This window comes from Microbulbifer sp. A4B17 (assembly GCF_003076275.1).
In the GTDB taxonomy this organism is placed as follows: Bacteria; Pseudomonadota; Gammaproteobacteria; order Pseudomonadales; family Cellvibrionaceae; genus Microbulbifer.
In genome coordinates, this window is sequence record NZ_CP029064.1 from 2,486,031 (window position 1) to 2,510,492 (window position 24,462).

Below are 24,462 nucleotides of genomic sequence, written 5' to 3' on the forward strand. Positions count from 1 at the left end.
GGGCTGTGATGAAAATCGAGGTAATAACAGCAGAAATCTTAAGTGGGTTAGAGCAGTTGGGGGAAGCACCGGCACTATCCTTTGATGGCCATAAGTGGAGTGGTAACCAGGTACTGGCCTGGACAAAAGCTGTGGCAGAAAACCTGAGTGAGCAGCTGGATATTTTGCAAGGTAAAGCACTGCTGTTACCTGCCAATAGTTGCGAAGAAGCAGTTCGACTGCTTTTGCACTTGGTGGCGCTAAGGTTGGGGATCGGGTTTGAAACTGAAGCCCCGACTAATGCAGAGGGTAAGCCCCTGGCAATTAAAGTACAAACCCCAGATTTATTGGGAGTCGTTCAAGAAGAACTTTCCCTGTTGTTAACAGACAAGGGGATGATAGAGGCTGACACCGCTGAAGCAAATTTCACACTGTATAAATCCCAACAAGAGTCGCTAAGGGCTCTTCAGGGCAGGGTAGGGGTATTTTCCCCTCTCAATAAATTTGCCCGATTTGCCATTTTTGCGGCATGGAGTTGTGGGCTTGCTGTCTACTTGCAGTCGCCTGAAATCAATCCCGCAAAAGCACTGGTTATTTTGGAGCGCTCGGGGTGTAGCGGAGTAATACTGCTGGCAACCTTATTAAAGGGGTTGGTAGCACATCCCGCAATTGCCCTGACAAACCTGAAAAATCTGCAATGTCTGCTCTATGAAACTGAAGTATTGCTGCCACAACCCCTGTTGCAGAATGCTCGGCGCCTATTAGCCAGTGAGATAGCAGGTTGGGTCTGTAGCGAGACGAGTATAGAACCTGTTGCAAAGGCGGAGCAGGCGTTAACCCAAAAGCTTGAGGCCATCACTGAGAGCGTTGCGAAACACCCCGCCGTTGCCAACTCTTTCACTGTGCCCCTAACCGGGGGCGACCGCTGGGCTGTGTTTGCACAAGCTAAGGTACAGGAGAAGATACAGGACAAGCCTGGCATGCCCGATATGGCTGGGTTATTTGAAGGAATTAATACCGAGCTGGATACAGAATTTGCCCATATTGACTTGGAACATGCGGTAAAGGTTACCGAACAGCTTAACGCTACCGCTTTGCTATCTATGCTGAATGCCTTTAGTCACCTGGGACTGTTTTGTGATCAGCACTCAGTACACAGTTTGGCAGATATACTCGAAATCCCACCGGTTGCTCAACAGCACCGAGCCTTGATTAAACGTTGGGTTAGGGTTTTGCAGGAGCAACAGTTACTTAGTGCTGACGGTGACAGCTGGCGTGTCGAGGTTGATCCTGATAACTACAGTGATACCGCTCTTGCTCAGGCCTGGGGTCAATTGGAACAGGATTGGCGAGCACTCTCTGGAGCAAGCAAAACGATCGATTACGCCCGCGCTAATGCGGAGCAATTACCAGATTTGATTCGAGGCAAAGTCCAGGCTGTGCACCTGCTGTTCCCCCGTGGTAGCACTGAGTTGGCGAGTGCGCTCTACCGGGAGGGTATCGCTGCCAGGTACCAACAGCGTGCAGTCAGTGCTTTATTGAAGTCCATTTTAAATAACCGGGAAGGGCATCCACAGCCCCTGAAAATTTTAGAGGTTGGTGCAGGCACCGGTGCGACAACCCAGGCCCTCTTGCCCGTGTTGGACGGTGCCAGTGGTCATACCCAGTTTGATTACCAGTTCACGGATATCTCTGCGGCTTTTCTCGACAGCTTTTTCGCACAACATGGTGATCAGGAGCAACGCCCCTGGTTGCGCCGTGGTTTGTTTGATATTGATCGTTCGTTGCGCAGCCAGGGATTTTCTCCCAATAGCTTCGACGTAATTATTGCCGGTGGTGTTTTTAATGCCGCTCATAACACAGATGCCTCACTGCGAAGAGTGGCTGAGTTATTGCGCCCGGGAGGTTGGTTCATTATGACCGAGCCAACCAGTGAGGAGTTCTGGGTGATGGCATCACAGGCATTTATGTTGGTTGATGCCGTCGACGAGCGCACGGATTCCGGTGCAACATTTCTGTCACTTTCCCAGTGGCACAATGCCCTGGAGGCTGCCGGATTACAGTTGGCTATGGATTTGCCAGTATCTGAACACCCCCTATCCAGACAGGGGCATCGCTTCTTTGCCTGTAGAGCCAAACAACATCAAATGCGCCTGACGGCAGATTGCCTGACCGAATATATCGATCATTTTGATTCAGAAATTTTTATCCAGGTTTTGGACCAGTTGCCTCTGACGATTGACGGTGAGGTAGACAATGTTCAGTTGCAGGAATGGGCTCAGTCCATGGGCAGTCATCAGGGAGATTCGTCCTATGGGAATTGATAAGCGCAAGCGAGTTGTCGTTGCAGGGACAGGCTTTGGCCGTATTTATCTCGAAGCCCTGACTTCCTCCAGATTACTCGGTCGGGATTATTTTGAATTGGCCGGTTTATTGGCTCGGGGTAGTGATTATTCCAGAAGTTGTGCCGAGCAATATGGGGTGCCGCTTTATACCGAGGCCGAGCAAATTCCCGATGATATCGACATAGTGTGTGTTGTTGTTCGTTCTGGGGCAACGGGGGGCGAGGGTTCTGAATTGGCCCAATCGCTACTCAAGCGGGGTATTCATGTATTGCAGGAGCACCCGGTCCACACCAAGGAAATTACTGCAAACCTGCTGGCTGCAAAACAGGGAAATGCGGCTTATGCCGTTAATACGCTATATCCGAATTTGCGTCCCACCAGGCAATTTTTGGCGGCGGCCGAATATTTACGTCGCCACCAGCGCCTGGAAATGATCGATGCTATCTGCAACAGCCAAATGGCCTATCCGCTGCTGGATGTAATTGGCCGCGCGGTAGGTGGCCTTCGCCCCTGGTCTTTTAGCGAGCCGGTGCAAGCGGAAGGGCACCCTTTTCAAAGTTTATCGGCCACTCTTGGTGGAGTGCCTTTGACGTTGCGCATACAAAATCAGGTGCACCCACAAGACCCGGACAATCACTCCCTGTTACTGCATCGACTTGCCATAGGTAGTGAGGGGGGTGTTCTAACTTTGGCCGATACCCACGGCCCCGTGCTGTGGAATCCAAGGCTGCATTCACCACGGGATCAAACAGGCAGGCTGATACTTAGCGGTGAGGGTACCGAGCGATTGGCGGTTCCCAGCATGGTAACCCTGGGTGATACGGACATGCGCAGTTACCACGATATTTTTGCCCTCACTTGGCCTGAGGCCGTTATCCAGGCTCTGCATTCCCTTTGCGCCGATATCGCGCAACCCGAAAGACGCAAGCAGAGCGGCCAGTGGGCTTTGAGTGTGTCGATGGTATGGAGTGATTTAACTGCGCGTATCGGTATGCCCGCATTAATCCAGCCCGGGGAACCGGAGCCAGTATCAGTGCAGGCGCTTACCGATATTGTTAGCCAGGCTTGCGACTAAAAGAATACGCAAATAGCACAAAAAGTGATTACGGAATTTTTACTTATAAACGGGGTTAGGAGGAGAGATGCAAAAGCAATCAGGGTTGATCGTTGAAGGGCTCTTTAAGACTTATAAAAACGGGGTGAAAGCGCTAAACGGTGTTGATTTGGAAGTTGGCCCCGGAATGTATGGGTTGCTCGGGCCGAATGGCGCGGGGAAAAGTAGTTTGATGCGCACTTTGGCAACCCTGCAAACGCCAGATAGTGGCCGGATTATTCTCGATGGTGTGGATGTTCTGGCAAATCCGGATTTTATGCGCAGTAAATTGGGTTATTTACCGCAACATATTGGTGCTTACCCCGGGATTGCCGCGCGGACATTACTGGATCGTTTCGCCTGGCTTAAAGGTTTTACCCAAACGAGTGCAAGGCGCCGCGAAGTGGACAGGCTTTTGGAGCAGGTCAATTTGGCCGATGTGGCCGATCGAGCTGTATCAACTTATTCCGGCGGCATGTTGCGCCGCTTTGGTATTGCCATTGCACTTATCGGTGAGCCGCGCCTAATTATTGTCGACGAACCCACAGCAGGCCTGGACCCCGCTGAGCGCAACCGCTTTCACTGTGTTTTGGCGGATGTCGCGGCGGATGCCATTGTATTGCTCTCCACCCATATCGTTGAAGATATCGAAAACCTGTGTCAGCGCCTGGCGATATTGGCCTCAGGGCGCATTGTCGTTGAGGGGACAGCCCCGGACGTGACTGCGCCCCATAAAGACAAGATGTGGCAAGCACTGATTCCTCGCGGCGAGCAGTTACCGGAATCCCTGCACAATATCGCCAAGCCCGATGGCACCCAGGTAATTGTGCACGGTGAGAAACCCGAAGACCCCCGCTTTACGGCCCATTCCCCGCGCCTGGAAGATATCTATCACCTGGCGATTGAGCAGGTAAAAGACCAGCGGGAGGCAGCATGAATAAGCTGGCGCTTATTGCCCACGAGGCAAAGCTGGAGATAAGGGCCGGTTTTAGTAGCGGCATTGTGGCATTGGCCTTTTGGGGGCTGGTGATCTACCTGCTTTTGAATTTGGTAAACGCAGACTATATGCAAAAAATGGGGGCTACGGATATCCCCCGGAACTCGCCATCGCTTATTTACTTGATGGGTGCTGGGTGTATGTTCTTCCAGTTTTTTGCCTGGGCCTGGGTATTCTCACAACCGATTCTGCGCGATCGCAAAGCCAGTTTGCACGAAGTTATTTATACAACCCCGAATTCCCTGAGCGTAATGCTTTGGGGACGGTTTATCGGTGCAGCGGTGATTGGAGCCATATTAAGTGCATCGGCACTGGTGGGCTTTTTATTCTCGCCGGTATTGGTTTGGATGGGCTTATTGCCTGAAGCGGCGATTGGCCCAGCCCCCTGGAAAGCCCTCGGCTTTGCATGGATCTGGCTACAGATTCCTGCCAGTGTCGGTATCGGTGCTCTGTATTTTATTATGACGCTGCGCACTCGAAGCCTGGCGGGTCCTTTTGGGCTCGCTGCGGCTTTGATGATGTTGTGGATGTTTGCTGTAATCGTGCTTCAGGGTGCAAGTATTAATCCGCAGCTGGCTGCGGTCATGGACCCTTCGCTGTTTACTTTTGTTTATACAGAAGTCACCTCCTGGACACCTTTGCAAAAATCCTCTTCTTTATTGCCCTTTACCCTGGGCTCGGTATTAAACCGGATTTTTTGGTGTCTCCTACCACTGCTCGCTTTAGCTGTCTACTTGAAATACCTGCGAAGGGAGTCCTTGGTTCTCGAAGGGGCTGCCAAACCTTCTCGCGCTAAAGACAGCAAAAACAAATCCGCCAGTAAAGTAGTAGATCTCTCTCCATCCAAGCCGGATAGCGCATCATTTGGCCGCAGCCTGCGTCAATTAATACTGGAAGCCCGTTGGAGACTACTCCATGTATGGACTAGTCGGGCCTGGTGGGTTGGTGTGGCGATACTGGTTGTAATGGGAGTCGTCAGTTCTTTTACCCAGATTATCTGGCATGCGGAAGGGCCCATGGCACCGCGTTTGGAGATGCTGTTGCCGCTCCTCAAGGATGTTATTTTCCTTGTGATTGCATTTGTGATCGCGGCGCTGACTGGCTTGGTATGCCGCAGGGATCAGGTGCCAGGGTTTGAGGATATGCTGGCTGCTACTCCAGCGCCGGATTATATGCGCCTGTTTGGTGTCGCTCTTACCGTATTTGCTATGACGGTGCTGTTGGCACTGCTACCGGGGTTATCGGGCATCTTTGCCGTGCTTCTTTCTGCTCCGGCCTCTGTCGATATTGGCCAGGCATTTACTTACCAGTTGTTGATAGTGACAGCACCGTTATTGGAATTGTCGATGATGGTGCTCCTGGTGCATGCGCTATTCCGTCATGCGGGCTTTGCCTACTCCATGTCAATGTTCGTGACCTTTATTTTGGTACTGAATCATGAATTGGAGCTGGTGCATTATCCTCCTTATGAAGTAGGTATCACTGCACATATTCAACTGTCGGCCCTCAGTGGTTGGGAACCTTGGATCGGTTATTTGTTAGCCCTGGATGGATTCAAAGTTGCACTCGCCGTATTGATGGTCGGCCTGGCTGCTCTATGGGTTCCAAGGGGATTGGATAGCCGCATGTCTCGGGGTTTTGCCCTGATTCGCTCTCGCCTTATAGCTCCTCAGGGTGCCTTGGTGGCTTGTTCCGCTCTATTTCTCCTTGGTCTGGGTTCTGTACTGGAAGACAAGTTGGTAGTGCAGGGAGGTTATCAATCACCGGATCAACTGAAGCGGGAAGATGCAGCCTGGGAAGCATACTGGTTGCCGAAAGCCAGTGAGTTTCAAGTATCTGGCGGTAATCTGAATATCAGCATCAACCCGGATAATCAGACAGTGGAAGCTGAGTGGCAATTGCACCAGGTCCAGGTTGATGGACAGGGCCTGCATTTTGAACTGCCTCAGGGATTTGTCCTGGTGAGCGCTTTGGTGAATGGGCGTGAAGTAACGCATGAACAGCGTTACGACCATATGTCCCTGCCAATCTCAGGCTGCCCTGAGCCAGGTTGTAATATCAAACTATCGTGGCAACTGACTGCTCCCGGCTGGTCTGCTGAGGGAGAGCCCTCGGGGCTGACACCCAGCGGAGTCTGGTTACAAGCCAGTGATATTGTTCCGCGTCTGGGCATTGATCCCGAGCGTATTTTGCGGGTGCCAGCAGAGCGCGAAGCTCTGGGTTTAAGCCGTGAGTTTACGCTGCCAACCGCACAGCTGGCTGCAACCCTTGAGGGCGCGGCCCCTTCAGGGGACTGGCGTTGGCAAGTTCGTATTAGAAGCGCTGACAAGCCTGTGTTCAGCGAGCAGGGGAGTACTAATGGTCCCTTGGATTTCGCCATTCAATGGGCACCTGATAAGGAACTTGCAGTATTCGATGGTTTTGAAATTCCCCATGATTCCAACCGCTCTACTATGGTTTCCGCCATTGCAAAAGATGTGGGCCAGATGCAGGCCTGCGTTAATGATCGGCTGGGTACTGATATCGAAATTAAACGGATCGCCCAGTGGCCAAGAGGGCTCGGCGAGACTCGCGCCAGCGGTACTTTGTTGCAATTGTCCGAAGGGCCTCACTGGGATATCGCTGATGAGGGAACAGGGCGCTGGCTGAGGCGGGTTGATATTGCCCGAGCCTTGGCCAGGCAGCATCTAGTTACCAAGTCGGATTTACGACGTATTGCCGGTTCTGCATGGTTAAGCGATGGGGTTTCGGGAGCGATTGGCCTGCTGTGTGTTGCAGAAATGGACGGTATCGAAGTGCTCGATGATGTACTGGTCCGCTACTCCGACAAGACGACTAGAGACTTGGCTGGCAGCGAGGTTCCTGTTGAAAGCTTAAGTACAGCGCCGATTTCTGGTTGGGCTCGCTATTACGCGCCGGTAGCCGCACTGGATTGGACACTTCACCAAACCCCGGAATCCCTGTCTGCATTACTCGATGATATTCAGCAGCAGAAAAGTATCGAGAGTGTGCTGAACGCCTATGTGGGCGTGACCCGTACACAAAATATGCTCGGGGCTCCTCTTTCATCAGCTTTAACAGTCGAGTATTTGGAAACAGGCCAGATACGCCTGGATGGGCAGCGTTGGCGCTGGGAGAAAGGCGGGTGGCAGCCGGTTACCGAAACTGCCAATTACCGTTTGTTAGCCGATATCAACGAGTTGGATGCAAAGGTCATCAATGGAAATGCACTGATCGATCGCTTGCCCTCCGAAAAAGTATTGGCGCTGGATATCTGGCCATCCTATCAGCGGGACCCTGCTCAGAATTTACTGGCTGAGAGTTCTGAAGTTTTGAATAAAGATTATAGGTAGAAAGGAAATTAATTAATGCTCAGCTTAATCCGAGATAAAAAAGAACTCAGCAAACAGATTTCATTGCTGTCCGCAACTTTAATGTACGCTTCTGGAGCCTATTCAGCTGCGGAAAACACAGATAAAGAGACTGCTTCTGAGAGCTCGATGGAAGTTGTCGAAGTCACTGCACGGCATACGAAAGAGAAAGCCAAAGATATACCCTTCAGTTTAAGTGTTATTGGTGAAGAGGAGTTAAAAAACCGACTGCATCTTAACGTTGAGGATGCTTTGCGCAGTGCACCTGGAGTGGATGTCTACTCTTCCAGTGGTGCGGTGGATGCGAATATCCGCATCCGTGGTGTTGGCTCCCTCAACCAGGTCAACAAAGATGATGGCTCTGTGGTGGTTAACCTTGACGGTGTTTCTATGCCGGCAGGGAATGTATCCCTCGGGACCCTGGATATTGAACGCCTGGAAATTTTAAAAGGCCCGCAAGGGACTTTGTTTGGGCGTAACAGTGAAGCTGGAGCCATCAATATTACCACCCAGAAACCGACTGAAGAGTTTGAAGCTTATGGGCGCATTGAGCTGGGTGAAGACAACCAGAGCCTCTATGAAACTGTAATCAGTGGCCCGTTTTCTGAATCACTCCGAGGTCGCTTGGCAGTGCGTCATACCAGTGAGGATCATTGGGTTGAAAATACCACTAACGGTGAGCCAATGACCGAGCCTGAAGATCTGGCTTTCCGGGGGAGCTTGCTATGGGATTTGGGCCCGGAGACCTCTGCTTTATTTATCGCAGAGAGGCAGCACCAGGAAGGCTTCCTGAACTTGCAGTTGTTGCAACCTTTTGGCGATGATCCGAGCAGTGAACATACCTTGGGGGCATTTGACGATAACGAGAAAACAGTTGAGCGTTTTTCCACAGAAATCAACCATCAACTGGGTAATAGTCAATTGACCTCAATCACCGCATTGGTCGACACAGGTTTTAGTTACCTAACCGGATTTGATCAGGAGACAGCCGCAGCTGTTTTTAATTTCCCTGTGGAGTATCTTCGTGGTGACAGTCAGGATGAACAAACTATCAGCCAGGATCTGCGCCTGTCTTCACTGCCTGATGCATCTACTTTCTGGGTAGTTGGGCTTAACTTGCAGGATAGTGAAAGAAGTTTCGATTCGATTGATTTGGTGTCCTACGCCAACCAATACCGGGATTATGAAACTGATAGCCAGGCTATTTATGGTGAGACTACGGTTCCTTTAACTGAAGCCATAAAATTTACAGCTGGACTGCGCTATACCCAAGAGAGTAAGGACTACGCCGGTGAGTACGCCAGCTATGGCACGGATGGGAATTTTTATGTCACCCAAGATCAAAGAACTTTGAATGATAACTATACAACTGGGCGATTGGCTCTCAGCTACTCCCTGACGGAGTACACTAACCTATACACAATGGCCGCACGAGGCCATAAATCCGGTGGCTTCAATGACTTTGCGTTACAGTCCGCTGATAGCGTGGCGTACAAACCGGCAACCGTTGATAGTATCGAAGTTGGTTTCAAGAGAGAATCAGACAACTTGAATATCAGCGGTGCGATCTTCTTTAACTCTGTGGAAGATGATCATTTGCTCGGCTTTGATTTCGCTTCCTATTCATCGGCTGCGGTGAATGCGGATACGGAAACCTTTGGAGCGGAGTTTGAAGCCGATTGGTTTATTACTGAGAGATTCAGTATTGCCGGAGGCTTGAGCTTCCTCGATACGGAAATTACCAAAGATGTGTACGGTGTTTCCGGTGGTGATGTTATGGCAGGTAATGAGGTACCTGATGTACCCAGCTGGAGTGCAAGTTTGGCATTGAACTACTATCAGCCGTTACCAGACTTTATGGGTTTAAGTGCACCAGCTCTCAATACCAATTTGACTGTTCGCCACGTGGATGAGCGCCCGGCAGATGCGCAAAATCACTTCGAGCTGGATGCTTATAGTAAAGTGGACCTGCGCCTAGCACTGCAAACTGATTCAATGGAACTCTACTTGTTTGCCGATAATCTGCTGGATGAGCAGTATCAGCTATATGGCTACACTAATGCGATATTTGCCCCTGATGCCAGAATAGGCGCACCGGCAAAAGGGCGTCGCGCGGGAATTGGAGCACTTTATCGTCTGTAATGAGGTTATGACAGCTTAGTTAATAGCTGTTTTGTATAGTTCGATGGTTAGTGGATCAATCTCTTTACAAGATTGAACCACTAATTTGTTTAATTTGCAGGGTTGATTTTACTTCCATGCAATAGAGTAGGGTCCAAATTTTCTTTCAGCCCGCTAACTTCTATGCCTGTAACTTTGGTTGTGGGACCAGGCTTGATATTAAATATGGAATCTTGATTGGTTAAACGTTGCACAGATTTCCAGTCCTGCTCACTGACTTCCATATGCACTTTACTCAGACCAGAAGCACCATTTTTATGATTTGTTTTTTGGGGGTATTGAGGTGGGTTGTACGGGCTCACTAAGAATGGCAGTCTCTCAGAACGAGGATAGACAAAGCGGAAACTGGTTTTTTCTCCGTTTGGCTTGGTGCGTTGCCAGGGAATTACTCGCCCGGTTTGAACCCCCTCACGCTTCATTACTGAAAGATCATTATCAAAATCGTCACTGACTAAGGCAACATCACAAAAGCCTTCTCCTTCTTGTGACCAACGTATCATCCTACGTCCCGCGCCTCGGCCGGCAAAGATATCAATTAGCCATTTGAAATAGTGGGCATTGGATGGAGATGTCAATAATTCAATAATAGCCCCTTCACTAAACCAAATATGGGCGTGCTGGGCGTTCTTTTCTTTTGTGGCGTAATCCACGGAAAAACCGAGCTGACGGAAATCTTGTACAGCTTGATGAATATCCTTCACCCAGAGTAAAACGTGGCTACAGCGTGTTCTCATAAGAGTGCCTTTTGTCTAAAAATAGTGTTGTTTGTTTGGTTTTTATTTTTGAGGCGGCAGTTGTTAGTTAATCATTTTTTGTAGTTGATTTAACCATACCAGAAATTACGATAAGGGTAATTTAACTTTTGCCGCAATTTTAATAGTTATGAAAGTAATAAAATCTACTTGGTGATTCTTTCAGGGACTGTATAGGCCGCTAAACAGTGTAGGGGTCAACGGTTTGAACTGCGAATCGGGTATCTATTTCTAAAAAATACAATAGCTTGATGCGACTTGAATCGAACAGAAATCACTCTGAAACCTCAGGCTTCATCCCCACACAATATTTGGCAGGAACTTCATCTAAGCTAAATGCCTTCATAAGCTGTCTGCTTGCTCCCACATAAGACCCTGCCGTTGCACCTGACCAGTAGCCCGTATCACAACTGAGGGAAACACAGTCCCCCCCAAAAGTTACAAAAGGCTTATCACGTACAATCTTGCATGTGCATATGGCTTTGAGTGGATTCATCGGGTCGACGATGCAGGGTTGATCCAGGCAATCCGTCCACGGTTTACCCTCGGGGCAGGAAAGCACTGGCTTTGTAGGAGCCTGTGCGAAAGAAAATGTCGATAAGGCTTTTTTAACGCCGTTTGAGTCAGTCACAGGAGTCCGGGTTTTACATTCGGATAACCCGAAGTTCAATCCTTTATTAACGTCACACCTGCAAATTGCATTTGAATCTGGATTGCTGGGGTCTGGGATGCAAGGGGCTGATGTGCATAAGACATATTCATTACTGCAAATAATGCCCTTGCCTCTTTTGATAGAGCTATGATCGCTTTCTTCACCTGCCGTCTCAAGTCCCATAAAGGCAAGAGCAATCATAATTATTGTGAATAGAAATGACTGTTTCTTCATGAGCGGCTCTGTTATGAGTTAAAGATCAAATAGAATAAAAGCTGATATTTTCCAATTGAAGCTCATTGAAGTGTCCGTTTTTGATAGGTTGGATCAGATTTCATCCCGCTTGATACTTTATAGACTATCAACCAGCCAACAGCCCTACCCATAGAGCTGGAATGTATTCGCGATGGGGCGACAAGCGATTAGACTTACTTTGATGGCCACAGTGAATTTGTGGCCATTCTCATAGGCAGGGATATCAACCTATCTAAGGAAAGTAGCGTGTTTGTCCACACCGGGGCCATAGTCACTGCATATGGTAAATCTGCGCCTATGGGGATCTCATTTGCAGGCAGGCTGATTAGTGTAGGTAACCCCTGGAATAAAAATATTTTTGGAGAATCGTTTTTATAATTAATAACGAGATATTGAGTGTTAACTTAAAACGGGCCGATATGGACCAGTTTACTGTGTTAACTACTTGTGAAGGGTTTGAGCAAACAGAGATATATTGAGCGTTGTCCTAGCAAAATTAGAGGCCGAATTCTGACTCGACCCCTTAATTACATACTGTTGAGGCTCAGTAGAGTCTGCGGTGATTTCGGCCAATTTCAATAATCCAGCTTTCAGAAACACCTGTAGTTTTTGCGATCTCCTCCCACCTTGCTACAGCATTTGCCACTTGATCAATTATCTCCATTGGGTGCTTAATACTGATGGATTTCCCTACGGTTATTAAATCATCCAAAACGAAGTGATCACGTTTTCCGTTAATACTCATCTGGTGTTGACTCGTCCAAGCGCCCCCGGGATTATGTGCATAAGTCACGTCAAAGGCTGGTGAAAGAGACCATTCGCCGGTTGGGTCCATTAGAAATGCAGTGTTCTTCGTATGGTCATCTTGGTTCCGGGCTAATACATTGAACACCATACGGCGATATTGCTGTACCGCTTCATTTTTAGGCAAATACAATTCACGCATAATACTGAATAATTGCTCATAAGAGTGCGCACCTGCCATATTGAAATCCAAATGTGCAATACCACAAAGGGATTGCAAATGGAGCTTCTTGCCATTCACCCGATCAAAACGCCGTGTCATAAAGTGCGCTCGACCACTTTCCTCCAACAGCTTGCACTCAGCCATATTGATACCCGCTTCGCGGGCCATAAGATAATAGGCATACTCAACTCGTCCGTAGCCATCAGTTGCTCCGAGTTCAAGGTCTCCAGCACCGTCAAATTTCAATAGCCAGTAGTCATAGCCATCAGGGGCGGGAACCTGGCCGGAGCGAATATCCCCTTTCTCGTTTATTGCAATAACTGCTTTTGCCCGCGCGCCCCCAGCACTGGTACCTACACGCAATATATCCAGTAGAGAGCCCGACTTCTCAGTGTCACTGTCGCCAAGTTGGGTGCTGAGATTGGATTGACTGTGTGTAATGGCAGCGGCTAATTTGACCAGCTCTTCGACATTCAGGTCGACGGAATCTTTAAAAGTGCCGTCTACAGCCGGCTGGAACTCCAGCGCCCCCATGCCACGAATACCGGTGTAACAGAGTCGCTCAATAGGGTTGAAGCTTTCTGGTGTTCGCCCCTGGCGTGCGAGCCAGGCATCAATCACCGCATTGCCAAACTTGTCGGGCAGGCAATCGGCGAGGAGTCCCGGTAACCCTTTAAATGTTTCCCGACCAAGGCCGCGGAATGTATATGGTTCTTGTGAAGTTTCAATGGGCATGGTTATCGGAGCAATATCCAGCCCCCGGCGCAAGAACTCTGGTGCATACTCGAATGAACCATAACCACTATCATCCCAATGAACAGCGCCTACCAATTCGTCCCATAAGTGAACTGTTGCAGCATTTGTCTGGTTTACCATTCCGGCTTGCTCCTTTTCTTATTCTTGTCCAGGGGCAGAGCGTCGTGCTGACTCTGTGAGCTACGGCTGGCTCTTTGCCGCTGTTTGCCTTGAGTAGCAATTTGCATCGGGCTCACTAACGGCTCAGATAAAAAAGTATCCAGTGAGTCAAGTCTGCGAAGGACTCGTAGGGCGGCCACAAGACTATCAAGCCTGCCACGACCCGCTTCTAAACCCTTAATGGTGGAAGTCGATAAGCCTGCTCGTTTAGCCATATCATCCTGCGTCAGATTCATCCGCAAACGGTACTCCCTGAGGCGGCTACCCAGCGTCTCAAGTATCTGCTTATCCGATTGACCGTAAAATCCCATAATAGCCGCCTTATCATCCTTTAAGTATCGATTTTAGTATTAGAAGTTGCTTTTGCAGCTATTATATTTAAATAAATCAAACCTGTTAACAGGTTAAAAAGCATCCTTTAAATAATTTATTTGGTATTTATGGTTGCTATTTCAGCTATTGTTGGACTTTGTGCATTTTGACCTAAGAGTACGATCTTTTCTGGATCATCGGCCATGGGGTGTCGATTCGCTATAGATGCTCAATTCTGGAAGCCCTGGAAATTAGCGATCAAATTCGATCTCCATGATTAGATGAAGAGCTTGAATTCTCTGCATTGGATTTTCTAGGCAGCTGTGAAGTAAGGCGCTGTGATGTGTCTTTGAGTCCAGTGAGTAGCTGGCTGAAAAGTGTAATTTAGGTTTGTGCTAACAGTGCGACGAACAAAATTTGATCGAATTCGTGTGTTGTTTTCACCTCCTTGATATCCAACAACTCATGACTTGCCGAAAATATAAACTATTGATAGATTTAAAATGTGATCACATTTTAAATCTCTATAGAGTTTGGACTCAGCGGGTACGTTGATATCAGAGGAGGGAGATGCTTATGGACGATAAGATCGTACTAGCAACAAAGGAACAGGGCTGCGAAGTGGCTGCCCTGGTGTCGAAATTACTCCTGGCTCTAGTGGGCCATAAGCGTCATGTAGATCCGGCCAAGTTGGCAGTAACAGCAGAGAAATTACTATCTGAGGATTTTGGATTCCATGCTTTCTTATATCGTATCAACGGTGTCGCTGTAGGGGTTATAACCGTGTCCAGATCTGCCGCTATTTATGCCGGTGGTAACTACGGGGTGATTGAAGAACTTTATGTTGAACCTGAGTTTCGCTCAAAACTGATTGGCAAGGCGCTGCTGGATAAGGTAATCAGCTTTGCGAGGGAGGAGGGCTGGCCACGATTGGAAGTTAGTACTCCAGAAAAAGAAAACTGGCAAAGAACGATTGATTTTTATCGGAGAGAAGGATTCCTGGAAAACTCAGTAGGAGAGAGGCTGAAGCTCGAGTTGTAAAGTGCAATTGATTTATGCAATTTTACAGAATAGAAAAGAGGCATGGGAAAAACTGGGGAAGAAGGGTAATTCAATTATTGGAAAAGAGAATGGATTGGTGGAAAGGAATGTTGCACCAAATTCGGGAACAACCGTTGAGCAACATATGTAGTGATTTGGACTGAGCAGCTATAGATAATCGGATTCAGCCCAAATCAAAACTATAGTATTTGACCTGTTGATTTTATCGAAAGCCGCATCTAATGATGAGTCAATCCAGGGCCTCGACTAGCCTCAAACAAGAACCATGACCGCTTTTCAGCCTGGTCAATATACTCCTCCAGTAAGCTTGCGGTAGCAACATCGCGGTGCTCATCACAGAGCTCATGGACCTTACGCATATTGGCGATTAGGTGCCGATTATCTTCGCCCAGTTCAGATAACATATCTTGAGGATCTACATATTCTGCGTCGTTATCTGAGGAACGCTGTAGTTTGGCGATATGGCCAATAGAGCGAAGCGTAGTTCCCCCCAGTTTGCGAACGCGCTCTGCCAGGGCATCAGTCATCCCGAAAACTTCATCGGCTTGAGTGTCAAAAAGCAAATGGTAGTCCCTGAAGTGGGGGCCGCTGACATGCCAGTGAAAATTCTTGGTCTTCACATATAGGCTGAAGGTATCAGCGAGCAGAGTATTTACTGCGGTAGTGATACTGGCCCGTGCGCTCTCGCCCAGATCAGTCGGGGCGGCGAGCCTGGATTGACCCTTCGCGCCTACTGTATCTCCAGTTGCTTTTCTCATACCAAGCCTCACAAAGTTATGCCAAAAAGAGATTAGGTGTGGGAGTAGATGCCACCTTGGCACAAGATTAGATACTTATATTGTGACTTGCTATTCAAAAAGGGGGGAAGTCTTAAAATAATCAGTGCACCGCGTTTTCTCCTCAATAGCTACAAAATGGAATCTATTACCCCGCGGAGGTGTTCAATCAACTATCGACAGCTCTAATTAAAAAAAATAATTTTGATATGATATAGCGTTGTTTCCTGTCTATATAAGAAAATCATTATTTTTTTCATAAGACGAAAATTAACCTTCTACCACAGCACCTCCCATGAACCAAACCACACTTTTATTTCGTAAAAATCATCATTACCTGATTTTTTAATAAAAATTATAAGTTTGGCACCATAACCAACCTGACTCTCAGGGGCTCCACTGAGGACAATTATTGCTTAGTCGTTATACACGCGTACCAGATTGAAGCTCTGGTACCAATTTTATCCACGCTGACTAAATGTTTCTAAATTCAGCAGTTTTTTGGGCTTTCCATTTATCGAATTTATTTAGCCAAAACAGGGTAATTCAGGAGTAACCGCCTATTAAAATATATTTTTATAGGCGGCCAAATATAACTTCGGAGAAACCACAATAATGAAATCATCTTTGAAAATTCTTTTGCAAAAAACAGCTCTTGCAAGTGCCTTGTCGCTGCTATGTGCAATGCCCTTTGCTGCCCATGCGGAAGAGGCGGACAAGACACTGCTGACTGATCGCATCATTGTGAAGTACAAGGAAAGCGCTAAAGTTGGACTGGCCTCCACTATGGCCAATGAGACGGTGGAAAAAGCCTCGCTCCGCGCTGGCCACAAAATGCGTCACTTGCGCCGTATGGCTACTGGTGCTCAGGTAATGCGCCTGGAGGGGAAAAAAAATAGAGCTGAAGTAAATGCAATTATTGATCGTCTGAAACAGGATCCGGATGTGGAGTACGCAGAACCGGATCTTATCTTGCAAGCGGTGGCTGTGCCCAATGACCCAAGTTATCTCAACCAGTGGCACTACTACGAGTCTACCGGTGGCTTGAACCTTCCGTCAGCTTGGGATACCACTGCGGGGAATGGAGCAGTGGTCGCAGTGCTCGATACCGGTTATCGTCCCCATGCAGACCTTGCAGCCAATATTTTGCCGGGCTACGACATGATCGATGATACCTTCGTGTCTGTTGATGGTGACGGCCGCGATAGCGATGCCACCGATCCGGGTGATTGGTATAGCTCTGGTACTTGTGGAGATAGCTCCTCAAGCAACAGTAGCTGGCACGGTACCCATGTTGCCGGCACTATCGCGGGCGTTACCAACAATAATCTTGGCATCGCTGGTGTTGCCTACGAGGCCAAGATTGTTCCTGTACGGGTGCTCGGCCGTTGCGGTGGTTATACGTCAGATATTGCTGACGGCATCATTTGGGGGGCTGGCGGTTCTGTCAGTGGCCTGCCAGCCAATGCGAATCCCGCCGACGTACTCAATCTCAGTCTTGGCGGCAGCGGAAGCTGTGGTACTACCACACAAAATGCCATCGATACTGCTCGCAGTCTCGGTGCGACGGTTGTTGTAGCTGCTGGCAATAGCAATGCAAACGCAAGCCAATTTACTCCTGCCAGTTGTGATGGGGTGATCTCAGTGGCTGCGACTAATCGCAGTGGCGGTCGTGCTTACTACTCTAACTACGGCAATGTAGTAGATGTTGCAGCGCCGGGTGGAGCACAGAGCTTCGCCAATGACTCCGACGGCGTCCTCTCTACCTATAACAATGGTGCTACTGACCCCGGCAGTGATAGTTACTATTACATCCAGGGCACCAGTATGGCTGCACCTCATGTGGCCGGTGCCGCAGCATTGCTCTACTCCGTAGACCCTACATTGACCCCAGATGAAGTTGAATCAATCCTCACCAGTACCGCACGGAGCTTCCCGGCTTCTTGCAGCAGCTGTGGCTCAGGTATTGTCGATGCAGCAGCGGCCGTAGCCTTGGCCAATGGTGGCGGCGGTGGTGGTGGCGGTAACGACGGCGGTGAACTTGAAAATGGTGTTGCTGAGACTGGTATCGAGGGTAACAGTGGTGATGAAATTAACTTCACCCTAGAAGTGCCTAACAACGCTACAGACTTGTCTTTTGTAATGTCCGGTGGAAGCGGCGATGCTGATCTCTACGTTCGCCATGGCAGCGCTCCGACAACCAGCACCTATGACTGCCGCCCCTACACGTCAGGCAATAATGAAACTTGTGATATCGATAACGTACAGGGAGGGACCTATCACGTCATGGTACGTGGATATAGCTCCTTCTCTAACGTTAGCCTCGTGGGCAGCTACACCGCAGGTGGTGGTGGCGGTGGCGGTAGCGACAGTTGGGAAGAGACAAATCTTAGTGGTTCCCGCAACGGCTGGCAGCATTTCACTATTGAGGTTGATAGCGGAGCTTCAACGCTGAGCGCCATAATGTCTGGTGGCAGTGGGGATGCAGATCTCTACGTCCGTTTCGGCCAAGAACCCACCCGCACAGTGTATGACTGCCGTCCTTACGAGTGGGGTAATGATGAAAGCTGCAGCATCAGCAATCCAGACGCAGGTACCTGGTATATCAGTATCCGTGGTTACTCTGACTACTCTGGCGTTTCTCTGAGTGCTAGTACTGAGTAAATGGGCTAACTCCCACTCGACAGGTTCCTGTGGGGTGGGTAGATAGCTGTTCTACTAAAGTAATGCCAGTCAGTTAAGCTGACTGGCATTTTCATTTAACACGTTGATCTCCGCAGAATCCTTTCCCAGTTATAATGCCGGCAATATCACCAATTCTGTGATAATCATTTCCATTGCTCGATTAAAGCTCGTTTTATCAGAGTGAATTAACTTCAAGCTCCAGCCTTTTCTTTAAAGTTGATAAATTTTCGAAAAGTATTTTGCAGCCTTTCTGTGCACAGTGATTGGAAAGCCCTTAGTTATCTCTATATCGGTGCAAAGACAGATAAATAAGTTTGTTTAGGTGGAGGCTGTCACAAGAATAGAAAGAAGCCGGCAATCACCCAAGAAGGATACATCGGTTGCCACTACTATCCCTGTGGGCAAAATTGAAACACTGGTACTAATTTTATCTCAATATCCAGCCATGACTTGCTCAGGCATATATCTTGCGTAAACCCTTGAGTGCCCTGTCACAACAGGGACATTGGTACTAATGGTTAGGATGTCACACCCCGTCAGCTAAATCATCATGGAGAGATAACAATAATGAAGTCACTGTTGAAAAAATCCACTCTAGCAGGTGTGTTTTCACTTCTATGTACAGGCTCCTTCGCCACCCAAATGGATAATATAAGTAGTGCCCCAACAACTGACCGGATCATTGTGAAATACAAGCAGGATTCCACGATCGGACGGTCAGCGAGCATGACTCAGGAAACTGTGGAGAAAGCCTCTCGCCGTGCGGGCCACAACTTGCGCCACTTGCGGCGCATGGCGACGGGTGCACAAGTCATGCACCTGGGGAGCCGAAAAAGCCAAGCCGAGATCAACCTGATAATCAACCGCCTAAAACAAGACCCCAATATTGAGTACGCTGAGCCCGACTTGATGATGCACCCTATGGCGGTCCCAAATGACCCCAGCTATTACGACCAGTGGCACTACTTTGAAGCTGATGGCGGACTGAATTTGCCCGGAGCCTGGGATATAACTCAGGGGGAGGGCGTGGTAGTAGCAGTTATTGATACCGGTTATCTCGCTCACTCAGACCTCGTGAACAACTTGCTGCCTGGTTACGACATGATTTCAGATTCTGATATCGCTGTAGATGGGGATGGTCGTGATAGTGATGCCAGTGATCCCGGGGATTGGTATACCGATAGTTACTGCGGAAACCCACTGTATCCGGAGTTTGATAGCAGCTGGCATGGCACTCATGTGGCCGGCACCATTGCTGCCGTCACCAACAACAATATGGGTATCGCTGGGATAGCCCATAAAGCAAAAGTGCTCCCCGTTCGCGTGCTCGGCCGATGCGGCGGTTACACTTCTGATATTGCCGACGGCATTGTCTGGAGCGCTGGCGGCTCGGTTAGTGGAGCACCAGCCAATGAAACACCGGCCCAAGTGTTGAACTTAAGCCTGGGGGGCTTTGGCCTCTGTGGAAGCACAACTCAAAGTGCCATTAATACGGCCCGTAGCCTGGGCGCTACCGTTGTTGTTGCTGCGGGTAACTCTGGGCGGAATGCCTTTTGGTTTTCGCCAGCTAACTGTTCAGGAGTCATTACAGTATCCGCAACCAATCGCTCCGGTGGGCTTGCTTACTACTCCAACTACGGCAATGTGGTCGATGTCGCCGCCCCTGGAGGTGAAACTAACTCGGTGGAATCCGATGGCGTTCTCTCTACATTAAACAGCGGTGCGCGAACTCCCGGTAGTGATAGCTTCGCATACTACGCCGGCACCAGCATGGCCGCTCCACATGTTGCCGGTACAGCGGCACTTATATATTCAGTCAAGCCTGATGTTACACCAGATGAGGTTGAATCCATTCTCACCAGTACAGCCCGAAGCTTTACAGGCTCATGTCGGCGCTGTGGATCAGGTATTGTTGATGCGGCGGCAGCCGTTGAGGCCGCTATAGAGGATTGAATTGTCGAAAGGAGTTAGTTTGATAAAAGACCGGCACTTCGTCGGTCTTTTACACTTTTCCACCAAATGATCTAGCCGGGTACAGGGGTGAGGTTAATATTCATGTTTGTTCCCATGCGGGAAATGGATCATTCAATGTCGCCCAGTATTCTTTGCCTCGTAGCACTTCGTCCTCGCTTAGCAGGCAATCATCAAGCGCTTTTGTCATGCTGGTTTGATTCAAACTCTGGCCAATAAAGACTAGTTCTTGCCGCATATCACCAAAGGGTTCTACCCATTGCTTTTTAATGGAGCTGCGATAGTTCTCGTCAGTGGGCCAGTTTTCCTTGGGCACAGCTTTCCAGAACATCCCAGCGAACCCGTAGTGGGCAATGCCTCCCGCCTGACTCCATTCGCCTGCAAACTCAGGGCGGGACGCCAGCCAAAAATACCCTTTGGAGCGAATTAACTTGCCGTGCCTTTCAGTATTGTGCAGAAATTGATGAAATTTTTCTGGATGGAAGGGTCTACGTGCTTCGTAGCTGAAACTGCTGATGCCATACTCTTCAGTTTCAGGAACATGCTCACCTCGCATCTCTTTAAGCCAACCAGGTGCTTGCTGCGCGCGCTCGAAGTCAAATAAGCCGGTACTTAGAACCTCGTCAATATTGACTTGCCCTTGAGAGATCAGAACTATTTTTGCCTGCGTATTTAGAGTTCGCAGAATGGCCTCTAGGCGCTCAACATCAGAAGGACCAGCTAAATCCGTTTTACTGATCAGAATGACATCTGCGAACTCGACTTGGTCGATCAGCAAATCAGTTACACTGCGTTCGTCGTCTTCGCCTAATGATTCACCAGCATCCTGTAGAAATACTGCCTCGTCATAGTCCTTTAAAAAATTGACTGCATCAACCACCGTCACCATTGTGTCCAAACTGGCAACATCAGAGAGAGAAACACCATTTTCGTCGGCAAAAGTGAAGGTTTCTGCAACGGGTAAGGGTTCAGAAATCCCTGTTGATTCAATAACGAGATAATCAAACCGTCCTTCCTGCGCAAGCTTAGTGACTTCCTCCAGAAGGTCTTCCCGCAGAGTGCAGCAAATACAGCCATTACTCATTTCAACAAGCTTCTCCTCACTACGGTTAAGAGAAACTTCGCTCTGTACTTTCGTCGAATCAATATTGATTTCACTCATGTCATTGACGATTACAGCAACTTTTTTGCCTTTGCGATTGTTCAGTATGTGGCTAAGTACGGTAGTTTTACCGGCACCTAGAAAACCTGAAAGGACGGTGACTGGGAGTTTGTTTGTATGTGCCATGAGCCTCTCCGCACTCTGAGTATTCATCCATGTGTACTAGGTTAATTAGATGGTGTGCAATGATATATCGTATCCTTTTCGGGTCAAGCTATTTCATTTATATGAGAGCAGGGCGGCAGTATTACCGCTCCTGCTTTACCCGCTTACTCCGCCCACTTTCATGCCGCTCCCGCATGTCGGAATCAATGTAGCGATCGGTCGTAGCCATACTTACATGGCCCGCATCATCGCGCACATGCTCGCGGGGGCGGTACTTCACATCTTCAGAAATACCCGTATGGCGGAGCCAGTGCACTGTAGCAGCCTTAAGATCTTCAGCATCTTCCCCTAAGCCTTCTTCAACCATCCGTTGGTGAGCAGCATCAAAGCAGTTTTGAACAATCAGGCGAACCTGTCGGGTACTGGTAACCGGTCCCTTGCCACGGGACTTGTGCACCAGAGGTGTCTGCTCATTAATGCTGGGCAGAGCAGGGAGCTGCAAATAATTTCTGTAGCGCTTCAAGGCCTTCAACATTTGGTCGCAAACAGTGATCGCCCGGCCTTTGCTACCTTTACCCGTAACATGAAACCACCAGTTTCCGTCGCGATCTTTCTTGAAATCACCCATAACTGGTGCCGATCTTTCATCTGCAACCAACTCAGAGATTCGCAAATACATAGCGAATAGGGCGTTCATAATGAATAAAGTTCGCTCGTGATCTGTTGGTGATGTCTCGCCCATGATCTCAGCAGTCTCCAGGACATAATCCCACTGCAAGTTGCTGATTCGACGTACAACCTGGCTTTGTTGCTCACGTCGAACAAACTTACTTTTCTGGCGAATCAGTGCCACAGGATTGGCTGGAACCAAGCCTTCTTGATAGAGAAAATCGAAGAAGGATGACAATGCAGTAAAGATGTATTTGATCGCTGCCTGGGATGGCCGAAACTCCTTGGGGGAAGCCGTCTTGCCAGCACGAAACTCAACTTTGGACACACTGACTACGAATGGCCGCCAATCGGCATTCACAACACGCTCGCCATTTTGTGTTTTGAATCTGGCAACATTCTTAGTTCCGATCCAGGCAATTGGCGGCTCAATGCAAAACTGCACAAACTCCTCAATGTGTTCGCGCTTCAGAGTCATTATTGAAACTTCTTCAATGCGCCACGCCCATTGCAGCAATCGCTCAAGTTCACGGCGGTAGCTGGGTGTTTGACTGTTATTGGGTAAACCAGCTGCATTTTTACACCTAACCTTTTGATTTTATTGGTTAATAATAATTGATCTCTTATATGCGATCTTGGTTTTTACCTTTTCATTCATGTCGGCTCAGAAGGAGCGACTTCAGGAGGGAGAGTTAAATTAAAATAATCGAGCATATTAGGGGGGCTCTAAATAAACATTTAATTATCCTTGTGGTAGAGAATTATTATCCTCACTTTACAAAAAAATATAACAATTTGTTTCTTGCTATATTTTGATGCCTTGATATTTTCGAGCTGATTGAGGGGGAGGGGAAAGCTATATTTTTTTCTGCTTTTAAGGGAGTCAAGCAGTATATCTAACCCCTCATGGGGGTCGGCATTCATGATGGCACAATATTCGACGAATTCAAGGATAGCGATCTTGTTACGCTCCTGCTCAATCTTGCCTACGATCGAATGGTGGCGCGCTAGCGGTCTATGCGGTTAATTCTGTAACGATTGTTTTGCACGCTCTACTGAAGCCAGGATTTGGCCGGCAGACTTTGTCCATTTAAATGGCTTTGCAGCTTCAGCATTGTGAGCCTTGATGAAGTGCTCCAGTTCTGATTTTAGCTCCGCAACACTCGTGTACACTCCCCTGTATAGCGCTCTACGCTCTAGTTGGGCAAACCATCCCTCTACTGCATTCAACCATGATGAACTGGTAGGCGTAAAATGAAGGTGAATGCGAGGACGTGATTTCGCCCAATCTCGAACCTCTTTCGTTTTGTGTGCGTTGAGGTTATCCAAAATTATGTGCAGATCTTTATTTGAATCCGTACGTCGATCGACCAACTTCAAAAATGATAGGAATTCCTTGCTGGTAGTTCTATTCGCAACCTTTCCAATCACTTTTCCAGTCAGCGTATTGAAGGTGGCAAACAAGCTAGCAGTACCATGCCTCTTGTAACCATGAGTTCGACTGCCTATGCGACTTGGGTTTAGAGGGAGGCCTGGCTGTGTTCTATCCAAGGCTTGAATTTGTGTCTTCTCATCAACGCTTAGAACAACAGCGTTTTCTGGTGGGTTCATATATAGACCCACAATGTCGATAACCTTTTCAGAAAATTCAGGGTCACTGCTGGTCTTGAATGTTTTTAGGCGATGGGGTCGTAAGTCAGCTGCTTTCCATATCTGCCGAACCTGCCATGGTGTTACTTCCGCGTATTTCGCCATTAACTCGATACTCCAGTGTGTCGCTTCTTCGGGTATACGCTTTGTTGTCAAAAACAATACACGATCTACAACGTCCTTTCCGATAACAGTTGGCCGCCCACTACGAGCACGCTCTCGCAACCCTTCAATACCTTCTTGTTCGAAACGGCTTCGCCATCAATGAACAGTCTTCGGTGACGTTCTCTGCGCGGTAGCTACATCTGTAGGAGTCATGCCTTCACTGAGCTGAAGAATAATCTTCGCTCGCATAATTTGTCCATGTGGAAGTGTTGTTGACCGGCACCACTCGTTCAGAGTAGCCGCATCACTGTCAGAAACTTGAAAAGGTTTAGGTGTACGCATAATAGATACATTATACGGACAATCCTTCATTGGTTACATTAATTTCCGCATGGACCACTAGAAACTCAGTCTAGGCGTTATCGTTGTCATTGAAGCCACCGCTTTTCAGGTTTTGG

General features: G+C 48.5%; 15 protein-coding genes and 1 pseudogene. 8 read left to right on the top strand and 8 right to left on the bottom strand.

Translation table 11 applies throughout. The features are described 5' to 3' along the window. Positions 1-8: 8 nt before the first annotated feature. The 5 genes from BTJ40_RS11135 (at position 9) to BTJ40_RS11155 (ending at position 9,927) form a co-directional block, all read left to right on the top strand. Positions 9-2,303 carry a class I SAM-dependent methyltransferase gene (locus BTJ40_RS11135; RefSeq protein ID WP_108733159.1) on the top strand — a complete coding sequence of 765 codons (2,295 nt, stop codon included), beginning with the start codon at positions 9-11 and terminating at the stop codon, positions 2,301-2,303. Then, a complete protein-coding gene (locus BTJ40_RS11140; protein WP_108733160.1) occupies positions 2,293-3,399 on the top strand; it encodes a Gfo/Idh/MocA family oxidoreductase in 1,107 nt (368 codons plus the stop codon). Before BTJ40_RS11135 ends, BTJ40_RS11140 begins: the two co-directional genes overlap by 11 nt. A gap of 67 nt (positions 3,400-3,466) precedes the next feature. After that, positions 3,467-4,354, top strand: a complete 888-nt coding sequence (locus BTJ40_RS11145) for an ABC transporter ATP-binding protein (protein WP_108733161.1) — start codon at positions 3,467-3,469, stop codon at positions 4,352-4,354. Further along, positions 4,351-7,767: an ABC transporter permease gene (locus BTJ40_RS11150; protein WP_108733162.1), complete on the top strand. Its 3,417-nt coding sequence runs from the start codon at positions 4,351-4,353 to the stop codon at positions 7,765-7,767. Before BTJ40_RS11145 ends, BTJ40_RS11150 begins: the two co-directional genes overlap by 4 nt. Before the next feature lie 15 nt (positions 7,768-7,782). After that, positions 7,783-9,927, top strand: a complete 2,145-nt coding sequence (locus BTJ40_RS11155) for a TonB-dependent receptor (protein WP_202862887.1) — start codon at positions 7,783-7,785, stop codon at positions 9,925-9,927. Between the two features lie 89 nt (positions 9,928-10,016). On the opposite strand, the gene BTJ40_RS11160 is transcribed toward BTJ40_RS11155, so the two are convergent. The 4 genes from BTJ40_RS11160 to BTJ40_RS11175 all read right to left on the bottom strand — a co-directional run bounded on the left by BTJ40_RS11160 (position 10,017) and on the right by BTJ40_RS11175 (position 13,818). Continuing rightward, a complete protein-coding gene (locus tag BTJ40_RS11160; RefSeq protein WP_108733163.1) occupies positions 10,017-10,700 on the bottom strand; it encodes a VOC family protein in 684 nt (227 codons plus the stop codon). A gap of 292 nt (positions 10,701-10,992) precedes the next feature. After that, the gene (locus tag BTJ40_RS11165) at positions 10,993-11,604 is read right to left on the bottom strand and encodes a hypothetical protein (RefSeq protein ID WP_108733164.1); all 612 of its coding nucleotides are present in this window, start codon (positions 11,602-11,604) and stop codon (positions 10,993-10,995) included. A 565-nt stretch (positions 11,605-12,169) separates the two neighbouring features. Continuing rightward, positions 12,170-13,468, bottom strand: coding sequence for a type II toxin-antitoxin system HipA family toxin (locus BTJ40_RS11170; protein WP_108733165.1), 1,299 nt, complete (start codon positions 13,466-13,468; stop codon positions 12,170-12,172). Continuing rightward, positions 13,462-13,818, bottom strand: coding sequence for a helix-turn-helix transcriptional regulator (locus BTJ40_RS11175; RefSeq protein WP_108733166.1), 357 nt, complete (start codon positions 13,816-13,818; stop codon positions 13,462-13,464). Before BTJ40_RS11175 ends, BTJ40_RS11170 begins: the two co-directional genes overlap by 7 nt. A 577-nt stretch (positions 13,819-14,395) precedes the next feature. Between BTJ40_RS11175 and BTJ40_RS11180 the strand changes: the two genes are divergently transcribed. Continuing rightward, positions 14,396-14,860: a GNAT family N-acetyltransferase gene (locus BTJ40_RS11180; RefSeq protein WP_157954028.1), complete on the top strand. Its 465-nt coding sequence runs from the start codon at positions 14,396-14,398 to the stop codon at positions 14,858-14,860. A gap of 239 nt (positions 14,861-15,099) precedes the next feature. Here BTJ40_RS11180 and BTJ40_RS11185 read toward each other — a convergent pair whose 3' ends face one another. After that, positions 15,100-15,639, bottom strand: a complete 540-nt coding sequence (locus tag BTJ40_RS11185) for a Dps family protein (RefSeq protein WP_108733168.1) — start codon at positions 15,637-15,639, stop codon at positions 15,100-15,102. A 633-nt stretch (positions 15,640-16,272) separates the two neighbouring features. Between BTJ40_RS11185 and BTJ40_RS11190 the strand changes: the two genes are divergently transcribed. Further along, positions 16,273-18,321: a S8 family peptidase gene (locus BTJ40_RS11190; RefSeq protein ID WP_108733169.1), complete on the top strand. Its 2,049-nt coding sequence runs from the start codon at positions 16,273-16,275 to the stop codon at positions 18,319-18,321. Between the two features lie 747 nt (positions 18,322-19,068). Further along, on the top strand, positions 19,069-20,295 hold the full coding sequence (locus BTJ40_RS11195) for a S8 family peptidase (protein ID WP_238152195.1): 1,227 nt from the start codon (positions 19,069-19,071) through the stop codon (positions 20,293-20,295). 100 nt (positions 20,296-20,395) lie between these two features. Here the strand turns inward: BTJ40_RS11195 and zigA are convergent, their stop codons facing one another. From zigA to BTJ40_RS11215, 3 genes and pseudogenes are all read right to left on the bottom strand, one after another. After that, the gene (gene zigA / locus BTJ40_RS11200) at positions 20,396-21,601 is read right to left on the bottom strand and encodes a zinc metallochaperone GTPase ZigA (RefSeq protein ID WP_108733171.1); all 1,206 of its coding nucleotides are present in this window, start codon (positions 21,599-21,601) and stop codon (positions 20,396-20,398) included. Positions 21,602-21,722: 121 nt separating this feature from the next. Next, positions 21,723-22,727 (bottom strand): site-specific integrase, encoded by a 1,005-nt coding sequence (locus tag BTJ40_RS11205; RefSeq protein WP_192879405.1) that lies wholly within the window; start codon positions 22,725-22,727, stop codon positions 21,723-21,725. A gap of 545 nt (positions 22,728-23,272) precedes the next feature. Further along, positions 23,273-24,349 (bottom strand): annotated as a pseudogene (locus tag BTJ40_RS11215) (IS630 family transposase). Positions 24,350-24,462 lie beyond the last annotated feature (113 nt).